Origin of the sequence: Rhizobium sp. NXC14, assembly GCF_002117485.1 — a bacterium.
In the GTDB taxonomy this organism is placed as follows: domain Bacteria; phylum Pseudomonadota; class Alphaproteobacteria; order Rhizobiales; family Rhizobiaceae; genus Rhizobium.
On sequence record NZ_CP021030.1, the window covers coordinates 1,218,912 to 1,231,184 of the forward strand.

Below are 12,273 nucleotides of genomic sequence, written 5' to 3' on the forward strand. Positions count from 1 at the left end.
GATCTCGCCGCTTATATTGGTGTGTTATTCACTCTTTCATTTAAGCAACCCGAAGGGAATGGAGACTACTTTGAGGGGAAAATAAATGGATATTGCAGGCCCTTCAGCCGCTGCAGGAGAATGGCGTTATGCATGAAGCGAGTGCCGGGCGATGGGAATCGCTCGATTCCCTGACGGCCGAAACACGGCGCTTCGTTGCCGCCACCGAGGCGATGATGGCGTCTACCGCCCATCTCCTCTCGGAAGGCGTTGAAAACCTGCGCCTGAAGGCGATTATCCACGAACTTCCGGATTTCCTCTACGTCAAGGACCGTGACAGCCGCTTTGTCTTCGCCAACGCCGTCACGGCGGCCAGCCTCGGCCTCAGCGCCGAAGAGATCGCCGGCAAGCGCGATTTCGACCTGTTCGACTTCGAGGCGGCGCGCCGCCATTTCGATATCGAGCAGCAGATCATGGCGAGCGGCGCAGCACGCATCGACATGGAGGAGACGGTCGTCCTTCCCGGCGCCGTCAAGCCGGTATGCCGGTTGACCTCGAAAATACCGCTGCGCAACGATCGCGGCGACGTCGTCGGCCTGATCGGCGTTTCCCGCGATATCACCGAACGCAAGCTGCAGGAGGATCTCCATCGCGGCCAGGCGAAACTGCTCGAGATGATCGCCCGCAATGAACCGCTGCCGATGATCCTCGAGGCGCTGGTGCTGATGATCGAAGCCCAGCTGACGGATATCGACGGCTCGGTTCTTCTGCTCGACGGCCAGGGCACCCGGCTCTATCACGGTGCGGCTCCCAATCTTCCCGGCGGCTACAGCCGGCTCATCGATGGTGTCACCATCGGCCCCAAGGTCGGCTCCTGCGGTACCGCCGCCTGGCGCGGCCAGCCCGTCATCGTCGAGGACGTGATGAGCGATCCGCTGTGGGAGGATTTCCGCGGGCTGGTTGCGCCTTTCGGCTTTCGCTCCTGCTGGTCGACGCCGATCGCTACCTCTGAGAACAATGTGCTCGGCACCTTCGCCCTCTATTCCAGGGAGGTACGCCGTCCGACCGAGCATGAAATGAGGCTGGTGGCGCTCGCCACCCACATCGCCGGCATCGCCATCGAACGCAAGCGCGTCGACGATCGCATCCATTTCATGGCGCATCATGACGATCTCACCGGCCTGCCGAACCGAGCCTTTCTGAAGGAAAGGCTGGCCGGCATCCTCGACCAGGCCCGGCGTAACAATCGCAAGGTCACGGTCGCCTATATCGATCTCGATAACTTGAAGGACGTCAATGACGGCCGCGGCCACGCCGCCGGCGACGAGGTGCTGAGGGAGATCGCCACCCGCATGGCCAACAGCATCCGTCCCTCCGATATGGTGGTGCGCCTCGGCGGCGATGAATTCCTCGTTGTGCTCGTCCACCAGTCGAGCCATGATGCCGGCATCAGCCGCCGTCTTCGCGACCTGCAGAAGGCAATTACTCGGCCGATGCAAGGCGAGAGCGGTGAGATCGTCATCACCTCGAGCATCGGCGTCGCCGCCTTTCCCGTCGACGGCGCCACCTCGGAAGAGCTTCTCGCCAACGCCGATCGCGCCATGTACCGCGCCAAGCAATTCGGCCGCAACACGCTGCAGCATCATGATGGCGACAGCAGCGGGGTCGGCATGCCGCGCGGCGAGCAGGAGGAGCTCCATCAGGCGATAACAGCCGATCAGCTGTTCCTGGAATATCAGCCGCAGGTCGATGTCGCCACCGGCCGCATCACCGGCATCGAGGCGCTGGTCCGTTGGAACCATCCGGCAAAGGGCAGGGTGCCGCCGGCGAGTTTCATCCCGATTGCCGAAGAGACCGGCCTCATCGTTCCCCTTGGCCTCTGGGTGCTGAACGAGGCCTGCCGCCAGGCGCGCAACTGGCAGCATATGGGCCTGACGCCGGTGACGATCGCCGTCAATGTTTCGGCGAAGCAGTTCGCCGATCCGGATTTCGCCAGCCATGTCGCCGAGGCGCTGGAGCGCAACCGCCTGCAGTCCCGCTGGCTGGAGCTCGAGGTCACCGAAAGCGTGGTGATGCAGGATGCCGAGCGCGCGCTCGCCATGATGGAGCAGCTGAGGGCGCTCGGGGTGCGCCTGTCGATCGACGATTTCGGCTCCGGCTATTCCAGCCTTGCGGCACTGAAGACCTTCCCCTTCGACAGGCTGAAAATGGACCGTTCGCTGGTCGAGGCCCTGCCGGGCGACGAAACGGCCGTCGCCATCGCCTCGGCCGTCATTTCGCTGGCGCAGAAGCTGAAGCTGTCGGTTCTCGCCGAAGGCGTCGAGACCGATGCCCAGATGGCTTTCCTGCGGCGGGCGCGCTGCGAGGAGGCGCAGGGCTACCGTTTCTCGAAGCCCGTCTTACCGGAGCAGGTTCCGTTGTTGCTGCAGGCGCAGTTGCCGTGGAATCACGCTCCCTGACCGGCCTCCGCTTGCCGCCTACGCTGATGTGCGAGTTCCACAATATCGCTTTGCCCCGGTGGAAACCGGCTGGTTGTTGTCGATCGATATCCGTTGAAAATCACTGAGCATCAGCGGCCGCAAGGCAGCTCTCCTCGATGCAAAGAGACCCGCCTTAACTGCACAGCATATCCAGCGCCGATTGTGCCGCAATCAGGTCCACGATCTGATGCCTGGCGTCAAACATATCGACCGCCGCTCGCAGACGCGCTGCGGCATCTTCGACGCGACCTTGTCGTGCCAGAGCCGGTGCTAGCTGTGTGATGGCGCGAAGCTCAAAGAGTTTTGCATGCTGCCGGTGGGCAGTGGCGATGGCTGTTTCGAACAGGCGCGCGGCGCCCGTCAGATCACCTCTTGCCGCAGCAATCTGGCCGCGAAGGCGAACGCATTCTGCCAGACAGCACGCTTCGTCCGTATCGGAAACCAGTCCGTCGACGCCATCCAGCAATCGCGATGCGTCCTCGATGCGACCGGCGGGCAGGAGAAGATCACAAAGGATGCATGCCCGATAGGGGGTGTGAAATACGACCCCCTGACCTCGCCAAAGAAGCAAGCTCTCCAGAACGTCTTCGATACCGGCATCCGGTTCACCTAGATGCCAGCGGGCATAACCACGCCACCTGAGGCCGCCGCTTCGACGGGCCGCGTAGCCATGCCGTTCGCAAATCTCGACGATCTTAGAAGCGTTCTCGAGGAGCTCCTCATACTGGCCAAATAAGGCGCACAAATCGCACTGGGTGAGAAAGTGCCAGGCGCGGTCGAATGGCTTATCGAGTTGATCAACAGCTCCTGCAATCTGCTTTTTCAATTCGACCGCAGCATCGACGAAACCCATGAATATCAGCGAATTGTTAAAATAGAACTGGGCAACAACACGTTGATCTCCACCGCCTAGCAAAATGTGCTGACCGGGATCAATGCGATCAGTCACATCCAACGACCTACGCAGGGCCTCGGCTGCCAGGGGTTGTTCTCCCCGGTTGAAATGAGCAACCCCCTTCCATGTCCAAAGGCCACCCAGATACGCCGGAGGCAGAAGATCGGCGCTTCTTGTTTGTCGCTCATCGGCGATCGTCAGGTAGTCGCGATTGCGCCCGGTGGCAAAATGAAAAGGACCGAGTGAAAGCACAACGTCACATTGCAACTTGACCAGATCTGTAGTTGCGGCGGCAAGATATGCGTCTTCAAGTGTTTTCCCAAGGCGCTCGGAGCGATACCCCTGGGCCTGCATCAGAGCATTGGCCATGGAAAGGTGGAGTCGTGTCACTCGTTCGGCGCCGCCGGATACATCGCCCAGTCTCTTGCTGCACTCGATAGCACTGGCAAAATGCGACACGGCTTCGCGAGTGGCAGCTCGGGCCACCGCGGCCTCTCCGGCCTGTTGCCAGCGCTCGAGAGCAGCCGCCCAATCTCCGGCTTCTTGCAGGTGATGCGCGAGAAGTTCGGGTTGCACGTCGGCGATTTCGGTCCATTGTTCCTCTAACGCGATTGCGACACGCCTGTGTAATTCCTGGCGTTTGCCTCGTAGAAGCGTGCCATAGGCTACGTCCTGAACGAGCGCATGTTTGAAGAGGTACGTGGCCAGTGGCCGCGTCCCGCGGCGGAATGCGAGACCGGCGGCGACGAGCTGATCCAGCGCTCCATCTAATTCAATCGCGTTTCGCCGTGCGACGGCTGCCAACAATTCGTAGGAGAATTCGCGTCCGATAACGGCGCCGACCTGGGCGACCTCCCTGGCGATAGAGCCAAGAAGGTCGAGCCGCGCCATCAATGAAGCCTGTAATGTGGCCGGAACGTTCAACGCAGTCGTGGCCGCATGCGAAAGTACAGTATGGGCATCGCCGCTCTCCAGCACTGCCTTCGTCAGCTCTTCGATGAAGAGCGGCACTCCATCGGTACGCTCGACGATCTCCGCAGCGATTTCGCTAAGCAGTTCTCGGCTGCCGACCACTTGCTTAACGAGTGCTGCGCCGTCACGTGGGCCGAGCCGGTTAAGCAGGAGCATCGTTACGTGGGCCTGATCGGTCCAGGTCGGTTCAAACTCGGGACGGAACGTGACGAGAAGCAGGACCCGCAGGCGAGGCACCGTCTCGATGACGAGGTCGAGCAGCTCGCGCGAACTGGGGTCGAGCCAGTGCACATCCTCGAAGAGCATCAGAACCGGGCCATGTCTCGACAGCGCCTCGAGCTTAGCAATCAACACTTCGAACGTTTTTTCTTTCTTTCTTTGGGGCGTGAGCTGAAGAGGTGGGAAGCGGCCTTCGGTCGGCAGCGACAACAGCTCGGCGAGCAACGTTCCATCCTCTTGCGAGATTGGAGCAAGCAGCGCCACCAGTTTGTCGAGTTTCCTCTCCAGCGTGTCTTCCCGCTGGAAGCCGGCGGCCCGTTCGAGCTGCGCAATGGTCGGATGGAGCGCGCTGTCCTGGCGATGTGGCGAGCAGAAATAGCGAAGGCGGGTATGCGGTTCATTCTGGATACGCCCTTGCAAGGCAACGGCGAGCCGCGACTTGCCTATCCCAGGTTCGCCCGAGAGCAGCACGACGCGGCCTTCACCATTTTTCGCGCAATGCCACTGTCGCAGCAGCACCTCGAGCTCCTCCTCACGACCTATCAGGGACGGAGGTGTCGTCCCGTGCAGCGCCTCGAACCGGCTATCGACGGCGCTTTCGCTCACGACCTGATATGGGCGGATGGGCTCCGGAAACCCTTTCACAGCGACTGCCCCAAGATCGCGGTATTGGAAAAGTTCACCGAGCAACTGCCTCGTTTGCGGTGCGATCAGAACGGCATCTGGCTCGGCAAGAGCTTGCAAACGTGCCGCAAGGTTCGGCGTCTCGCCAACGACGCCGCGCTCCTGCCCTTCGTCCGAGGTGATCAGATCGCCGACGACCACTTGGCCGGTGGCAATGCCGACGCGAACCCGCAAGGGCTCGGACTGCTGCAGCCGCCCGATAGTGTCCACGAGAGCAAGGCCGGCTCGCACCGCCTGCTCCGCGTCGTTCTCGCGCGCCTGCGGGTAACCGAAATAGATCAACACGCCGTCGCCCATGTACTTGGCCACAAAGCCGGAGAAGCCGGCGATCGTATCGGCGACACAGCGATGGAAAGCCCCGATGATCTCACGCAGATCCTCGACATCGAGACGCGACGAAAGCGCTGTGGAACCGACGAGATCGACGAACATGACGGTGAGCTGCCGGCGCTCGGCGACGGGCTCGGCAGCGGTCGAATCGAAGCGGTTTGCAGTCCGCTCCAATTCCGCGATTGCCTTGAGGAGCCGCTTGCGATGCCCGAGCAGAATCCCGAGCTGGCGGAGGTCTGCGTCGGTCAGGTCGGACAGAACGTCTGCATCGATCGCATTCTCGCGGAATGCCTGTTCGTATTGCTCAAGGCCAAGGCCTCGCAACCAGGAGGCAATGTCCACGACGGCTTCCCCCTCGCTAGAATTCGCCCCGCCATACTAGACCAAGACCTGCCGTCGCGCATCATCATTCCGTGACCGCGATCATGTCAATGAAGCGATAAATCGCCCCTTGCGACAGCAGCGATGAACGGCGGTCTGTGGTCACAATAACGGTCGCCGCCGGTAGCGACCTGGATATCGGCCTCTTTCATGCGAGGAAATTCTTGCGGAAAACGCAGTTAGAGCTCAAGGATATGCACGGCGTCCATTGTTGTGATGCAGGCATCAATTGGCTCACTCCCACCCAGATAACCTATTGAGGCTCCGCGTCTAGACCCGAATGATGTTGAGGCGCAGAGCGCTGACAACTGCCTGCGTTCTTGTCGTGCATCCCAGCTTCCTGATCACGCTGCCGATCTGATTGTTGACCACGTTTTCCGACAGATCGAGAAGCTTGGCAATCTCGCTGCTCTTTCTGCCTCCGGCCGTCAGCCTCAGGCAGTCCAGCTCGCTCTGCGTAAAGGCAACCGGCTTGTGTTTCTCGTTCAGTGTCAGCTGTGACAGCCGATCATAAATGAGCGTCGCGACAAACAGGAGTTTCGCCATTTCGACCATGCTGAAATTCCGAGACCCCGAAATCGACATCGCACCGCGTCCGCCCGCGGCATCGTGAACGGGAAAATAGGCGCCTTTTTCCATGCCGTACCGCCTGAACAACTCGATCACGGTGGACTTCTTGCCTTCTCCACGATCGGTATTGATCGCCTCGACATCATAGTTGAAAGGGCTGGTCGACCTCAGCATCCGCCGGATGACAGGACTGTCGACCAACAGGTTATGGGCGTCGTAATAGTCGACCATCTCCGCCGGCCAGTTGGTGATGATCTTTGTCGCGCCTATTTCGACGACGTCGACGGTAGGAAGCGTCATGATCAGGAAAGCCGTCATTCCCAGATCCTGGGTAAGACGCTTCATATATTTGAAGACTTCGTAATGCGTCTTGAAGCCTGCGGCGACTTCCTCAATTCGATTGAACTCGGCCTCGAGCGGCATGGCTTTCTCCGATGGCATTCGCGGCGCCGGGCGGCTGAGGTGTCCACTTATCCGCTCTTATCGGAAGTTGATTCTGCGTGCTCCAAGCACGGAGGAATATACATCTACAGAGAACAAACGGAAACACCCTTGGCTGTCGGAAACAGGCGGGCGGCCATTGCTTAACAAAGAGTTTACGGATCTTCGAACCATTCGACGCCGGCCAAGGCCAAAAAATCAGTGGCGGCGCGTTCGACAACGCCCCGGAAGGTCAGCTTCCGACGCGAAATCTTAATGCAAATAACTGATCGAATTGGGTTTTCTTTCAGCATCGGTCGGATGTCACGCATCCGGTTTCGCGACGGCTCGGTTAAAGGAAGCTTAAAGATTTAATCGCATTCTATTTTCGGGGTGCCCGTCCAGCGCAAATCCGTGATGGGTGGCGGCAGTCGTTCGCTCGATTTGAGCTAGGGGGAAGAGCATGAAGAAATTAGGATTTGGCTTCGGTTCGGATGCCAAGGCCGTGCTAGCCGCGATGAGCAGATCGCAGGCCATCATCGAATTCAACCTCGCCGGCAGGATTCTCACCGCCAACGCCAATTTTTGCGCCGCGCTCGGTTATGACTTGTCCGAGATCGTCGGCCAGCATCACCGGATGTTCGTCGAAGAGGCGGAAGCCGCGTCGCCCGAATATCGCGAGTTCTGGGCAAAGCTCGGCCGCGGCGAGTTCGATCAGCGCCAGTACAAGCGCATCGGCAAGGGCGGCAAGGAAATCTGGATTGAAGCCTCCTATAATCCGGTCTTCAGCGGCGGGAAACCCTACAAGGTCGTGAAGTTCGCGACCGATATCACCAAGCAGAAGCTGCAGAGCGCCGAGGATGCCGGCAAGATAAGCGCGCTGTCGCGCGCCCAGGCGGTTATCGAATTCACGCCGAAGGGCGAGATACTGACGGCCAACGAGAATTTCCTGTCGGCGCTCGGCTATCAGCTGGCCGAGATCCAGGGCCGCCATCATTCGATGTTTTGCGACAGCGCTTACGCCAACAGTGACGATTATCGGCGTTTCTGGGTGCGTCTGTCAGCCGGCGAATTCGTAGCCGACGAGTTCCTGCGCATCGGCAAGGGCGGCAAAAAGGTCTATATCCAGGCATCGTACAATCCGATCTTCGACATGAACGGCAAGGTCTTCAAAGTCGTCAAGTTCGCGACGGACGTGACCGCCCGCGTCAACAACGTCGATCAGCTGGCGGCATCCCTGATGGCGCTGTCCGGCGGTGACCTGACCCAGGAAGTCGCAACTCCATTCATTCCGACGCTGGAAAAAATCCGGACCGACTTCAACGCCGCCGTCGGCAAGCTGCGCGCAGCGATGCAGGCCGTGGCCGAAAACGCAACAGGCATCGCTGCCGGAGCCCAGCAGGTTCGTTCCGCCTCGGACGATCTGTCGAAGCGCACGGAACAGCAAGCGGCCTCCGTCGAGGAAACCGCCGCCGCGCTCGAAGAGATCACCACAACCGTCTCCGATTCCAGCAACCGCGCCCAGGAGGCCGGCCAGCTGGTGCGGAGGACCCGCGAGAATGCCGAGCGCTCCGGCGCCGTTGTCCGCAACGCCGTCGAAGCCATGGGCAAGATCGAAACATCGTCGGCCGAGATCGGCAATATCATCGGCGTGATCGACGAAATCGCGTTTCAGACCAATCTGTTGGCGCTGAACGCCGGCGTCGAGGCGGCACGCGCGGGCGATGCCGGCAAGGGTTTTGCCGTGGTCGCACAGGAAGTTCGCGAGCTGGCTCAGAGATCGGCCAAAGCGGCGAAGGAGATTAAGGAGCTGATCAGCGCCTCCAACGAGCACGTGAAGAGCGGAGTGAGCCTGGTCGGGGAGACCGGCAAGGCTCTGGAAGAAATCGTCGCTCAGGTTCAGCAGGTCAACGGCAATGTTCTGGCAATCGTCGAAAGCTCCAAGGAGCAGGCGACAGGATTGAAGGAAATCAACACCGCGGTTAACACCATGGACCAGGGTACGCAGCAAAATGCGGCCATGGTCGAGGAATCGACGGCCGCCGCCCACAGCCTCGCCAAGGAGGCCGACGCGCTCTTCCAGCTGCTGGGGCAGTTTAACATCGGAAGCGGGGGCTTGCGCCAATCACGCCCCGCCGTGGCAACCGCGGCTTCCAGACCTATTCCATCGGCACCGCGTGCAATGGCCGCGAAGGTGAGCGCGGCCTTCCACGGCAATACGGCAGTCGCCGGCGGCGATTCGCAGGAGTTCTGAGGCGCGCGGAGACTCCGCCTCATTTCATGAGCTTGCCGATCGTCTCGATCTCATTCGTCCATAGGCCTGCCGCATAATCCCGCGGCAGCCGCGCCAGCTGCGCGGCATCGTCGATGCCGGTGGAAAAATCGCCGCCGCGATAGGGGCCGAGCACCAAAACCTCCGTTCCGGCATCCTGCATCCGGTTGAGAAAGCGGTCCGGCCAGCCCCACAGCCAAGGCTCTAACCGGCACCAGCATCATCCGATGCCTGCAGGCCTCGGGCAGGAGGCCGGTCCAGCCATAGCCGACATAGCCGAACAGGCAGCCCTTCAGGCTTTTGCGCGAGGCGGTTTTGATATCCGGTGCGAGCCGGCCGAGAACGTCGATCGGCTCGTCGCCGCCATAGACGATGATGCCGGCCCGCTGTGCCGCCGGAAGCGCGTTCAGCACGGCGGCGAGCTTTTCCCCCTCGGACGGATCGCGGCTCTTGATGTTGATGAGAAAGCGCCGATCTGGAGAGGTCGAAAGTACTTGCGCCAGCGTCGGCATCATGCCGATGCCCTGGCCGCGAAAGAGAAAGGTCTTGCCGCCGTCGGCGGTATAGCCGTATCCGATGTCGAGCCTTCTCATTTCAGCCATCGAATGCTTGCGGGTCACGCCGTGTCCGTCGGTGCGGCAGTCGAGCGTCCAGTCGTGAAAGACGGCGAATTCGCCGTCGGTCGTCGGATGCACGTCGATTTCGACGATGTCGGCCTCGGCGGCGAAGCCTGCCTGCATCGACGGTACAGTGTTTTCCAGATAGCCGTGCCTGGGCGGCAGCATGCGGCTCGCCGTGCAGGTGTCGTTTTTCAGATCGGTCTCGTCGAACCGCTGGGCAATGCCGCGATGGGCGAGCAGCACCGGCTTTCCGGCCGATGCTCGGCAATGCGGCTGGTATTGTTGAGATAGATGCCGGCGGCTGCGAGCGCGATCGCCGCCGCGCAATAGAAAAGCTTCCTGCCCATCTCTCTGCTCCTCCTGATTGCATCGATGAAGGCAACAGCTAGAAAGCGATTCTGGTTGTTCTTGGGCTGTTTTCCGGCTTTTCTATGCGCGGGATTATTCGCCGGAAAGGATTGGGACCGCTATGGAACGACAGGACGACGAGCTCATTCATTTCGAAGCGCAGGGGGCGGCCCCGCTGCCATTGGCTGCTGTCGAAGGCCATGTCGGGCGCGCCCGGGCTCGCATCTGGTACGCGAGCTACGGCACAGGCCCTGCCGTCATTCTGCTGCATGGCGGCCTCGGCCATAGCGGCAACTGGGGCTACCAGGTCCCGGCGCTCCTTGCCAGTGGCCGCCGTGTCGTGCTGATCGATAGCCGCGGCCATGGACGAAGCACCCGCGATGTCAGTCCCTACAGCTATGAGCTGATGGCTGCCGACGTGCTGGCGGTGATGGACGAACTGCGGCTGGAAAGGGCGGCGTTCGTCGGCTGGAGCGACGGCGCCTGCATCGCGCTTATCCTCGCCATGACGGCGCCGTCGCGTGTCGAGGGCGTCTTCTTCTTCGCCTGCAACATGGATCCGAGCGGTACGTTGGAATTTGTTCCGACCCCGGTCATCGACCGATGTTTCGCCCGACACGCCAAGGATTATGCGGCATTGTCCGCCACGCCGGACGATTTCAATTCCTTCGTCGAGGCGGTCAGCCTGATGATGCGGACCGAGCCGAATTATGGGGCGGAGGACCTCGGCCGCATCGGCGTTCCGGTCGCGATCGTGCTCGGCGAACACGACGAATTCATCAAAGCCGAGCATGCCGAATATCTTGCCGGCAGCATCCCGGACGCTCAGATGATCTACCTGCCTGGCGTCAGCCACTTCGCCCCTTTGCAGCGGCCGGCGGAGTTCAACGCAGCAATCATATCCTTTCTCGACGGGATCAGGTGATGACGATCGCTTCCTCTGGCCCCGCGCCCGTTTCCCGCTATCTCTTGCATCATGAGAGCTGATGCGCTGCTTTATCCCGCCCCGGAAGGGCTCTATTGCCCGGAGGGCGGCTTTTACGTCGATCCGGTGCGGCCTGTCGAACGGGCGCTCGTCACCCATGGCCATTCCGACCACGCCCGGCCGGGGCATGTGAACGTGCTCGCCACCCGTCAGACGCTCGACATCATGCGCCTGCGTTATGGCGAGGGCTTCTGCGCCAGCGAGCAGATAGCCGGTTTCGGCGAGGAGCTGCTCATCAACGGCGTCAAGGTGAGTTTTCACCCCGCCGGCCATGTGCTCGGCTCGGCTCAGATCGCCATCGAGAAGAACGGCACCCGCATCGTCGTCTCCGGCGATTACAAGCGCCGCCCAGACCCGACCTGCGCGCCTTATGTGCCGGTCGCCTGCGATGTCTTCATCACCGAGGCGACCTTCGGCCTGCCGGTCTTCCATCATCCAGATCCGATCGACGAGACCGGCAAGCTGCTGGCCTCGCTCCGGCAATTTCCCGAGCGCACCCATCTCGTCGGCGCTTATGCGCTGGGTAAGGCCCAGCGCGTCATCCGGCTGCTGCGCGATGCCGGTTATGCCGAGCCGATCTATATCCACGGCGCCATGGAAAAGCTCTGCGACTACTATGTCGGCCAAGGAATAGATCTCGGCGAGCTGCAGCCCGCCACGATAGAAAGCCGCGACAAATCCACCTTCCGGGGCGCCGTCGTCATCGGCCCGTCATCGGCTTTTGCCGACCGCTGGGCCCGGCGCTTCAACGAACCGCTGCCGGCCTTCGCCTCCGGCTGGATGATGGTGCGCCAGCGCGCCAAACAGCTCGGCGTCGAACTGCCGCTCGTCATCTCCGATCATTGCGACTGGCCGGAACTGACCGAAACGATCCGCGAACTGAATCCGGCTGAAGTCTGGGTAACCCATGGCCGCGAGGAGGCGCTGGTGCGCTGGTGCCACCTGCAAGGCATAAGGGCGAAACCGTTGCATCTGGTGGGCTATGAGGATGAGGCGGATTGAGATGAGTTGCGCACTGCGTGAAAACCCCTCCCCAACCCCTCCCCACAAGGGGGAGGGGCTACCGCGCCGCGCCCGTCGCATTTTACGTCTGACGTCCCCGCATGAAGAGACAGCTC

6 protein-coding genes and 1 pseudogene are annotated in these 12,273 nt (G+C 61.1%); 4 read left to right on the forward strand and 3 right to left on the reverse strand.

From position 1 onward, the window contains the following. The first annotated feature begins 128 nt into the window (after positions 1 to 128). A complete protein-coding gene (locus NXC14_RS06025; protein WP_085780005.1) occupies positions 129 to 2,438 on the forward strand; it encodes an EAL domain-containing protein in 2,310 nt (769 codons plus the stop codon). A gap of 154 nt (positions 2,439 to 2,592) precedes the next feature. On the opposite strand, the gene NXC14_RS06030 is transcribed toward NXC14_RS06025, so the two are convergent. Both NXC14_RS06030 and NXC14_RS06035 read right to left on the reverse strand, forming a co-directional pair. Continuing rightward, positions 2,593 to 5,901 (reverse strand): adenylate/guanylate cyclase domain-containing protein, encoded by a 3,309-nt coding sequence (locus NXC14_RS06030; protein WP_085777388.1) that lies wholly within the window; start codon positions 5,899 to 5,901, stop codon positions 2,593 to 2,595. Between the two features lie 309 nt (positions 5,902 to 6,210). Beyond that, positions 6,211 to 6,933, reverse strand: a complete 723-nt coding sequence (locus NXC14_RS06035) for a LuxR family transcriptional regulator (RefSeq protein WP_085777389.1) — start codon at positions 6,931 to 6,933, stop codon at positions 6,211 to 6,213. Between the two features lie 460 nt (positions 6,934 to 7,393). On the opposite strand from NXC14_RS06035, the gene NXC14_RS06040 reads away from it, so the two are divergent. Then, positions 7,394 to 9,184, forward strand: a complete 1,791-nt coding sequence (locus NXC14_RS06040) for a PAS domain-containing methyl-accepting chemotaxis protein (protein ID WP_085777390.1) — start codon at positions 7,394 to 7,396, stop codon at positions 9,182 to 9,184. A gap of 19 nt (positions 9,185 to 9,203) precedes the next feature. Here NXC14_RS06040 and NXC14_RS06045 read toward each other — a convergent pair. Continuing rightward, a pseudogene (locus NXC14_RS06045) lies at positions 9,204 to 10,169 on the reverse strand (glycerophosphodiester phosphodiesterase family protein). Between the two features lie 122 nt (positions 10,170 to 10,291). On the opposite strand from NXC14_RS06045, the gene NXC14_RS06050 reads away from it, so the two are divergent. Both NXC14_RS06050 and NXC14_RS06055 read left to right on the forward strand, forming a co-directional pair. Then, positions 10,292 to 11,095, forward strand: coding sequence for an alpha/beta hydrolase (locus NXC14_RS06050; protein ID WP_085777391.1), 804 nt, complete (start codon positions 10,292 to 10,294; stop codon positions 11,093 to 11,095). A gap of 51 nt (positions 11,096 to 11,146) precedes the next feature. Next, entirely contained in the window at positions 11,147 to 12,157 is a 1,011-nt protein-coding gene (locus tag NXC14_RS06055) for a ligase-associated DNA damage response exonuclease (protein WP_085777392.1), read from the forward strand. The last annotated feature ends 116 nt before the right edge of the window (positions 12,158 to 12,273 follow it).